This is a genomic window from Mesorhizobium sp. M0306 (genome assembly GCF_040321655.1).
Classification (GTDB): domain Bacteria; phylum Pseudomonadota; class Alphaproteobacteria; order Rhizobiales; family Rhizobiaceae; genus Mesorhizobium.
On record NZ_JAMYRY010000108.1, the window covers coordinates 1 to 887 of the forward strand.

At 62.9% G+C, this 887-nt stretch carries 1 protein-coding gene; it reads left to right on the top strand.

Going from position 1 to position 887, the window contains the following annotated elements:
- Nucleotides 1-34: 34 nt before the first annotated feature.
- Nucleotides 35-887 (top strand): IS630 family transposase gene (locus NKI95_RS34315; protein WP_352722272.1). Its coding sequence is split into 2 segments (ribosomal slippage), with 852 coding nucleotides annotated over them: nucleotides 35-370 and nucleotides 372-887; the frame shifts between segments, so codons are not numbered across the junction. This gene is flagged as partial in the annotation.

An 887-nucleotide genomic window follows, 5' to 3' on the forward strand; every position in this document is an offset into this window, starting at 1 on the left:
TCAAGATGCTGGCTGGAGTGGAGGCCAGCATCGGATGACCCGACCTCTTTCCAATGATCTTCGCGAACGTGTTGTAGCGGCGGTTTTGGGTGGCGAGAGCCGCCGGTCGGCCGCCAAACGGTTCGGCATTTCGGTTTCGGCGGCGGTGAAGTTGTTGCAGCGCCATCGGGTGACTGGCTCGGTCGCGCCGGGCAAGATGGGTGGACATCGCAAGAGGTTGCTGGAGCCGCACCGTGCCTTCATCGAGGCGCGTATACGTGAGACACCGCATCTGACGCTGCACGGTTTGAAGGATGAGTTGGCCGCACGCGGGGTCAAGGTCTCGCACAACGCGGTCTGGATGTTCTTGAGGCGCGAGGGCCTGAGCTTCAAAAAAAACGCTGTTCGCCCTTGAGCAGGCGCGCGCCGATATTGCCCGCAGGCGTCAGCGATGGCGATCTTGGCAGGCCGGCCTCGATCCGCAGCATCTGGTCTTCATCGATGAGACCTGGATCAAGACCAACATGGCTCCGCTGCGCGGTTGGGGGCCGAAGGGCGAGCGGCTGCGCGGCTTGGCCCCGCACGGCCACTGGCGCACGCTGACCTTCCTCGGCGCGCTGCGCTGCGATAGGCTCGCGGCACCTTGCGTCTTCGACGGGCCAATCAACGGCCAATGCTTCCGCGCCTATGTCGAGCAGCAGCTCATCACCGTGCTGAAACCCGGCGACATCGTCGTCATGGATAATCTGGGAAGTCATAAGTCGGCGGCGATCAGGCAGATGATCAAGGCTGCCGGCGCCAGGCTTTGGTACCTGCCACCCTACTCCCCCGACCTCAACCCGATCGAGCAGGCCTTCGCCAAGATCAAGCATTGGATGCGACAAGCTCAGAAGCGTACCGTCGAGGAC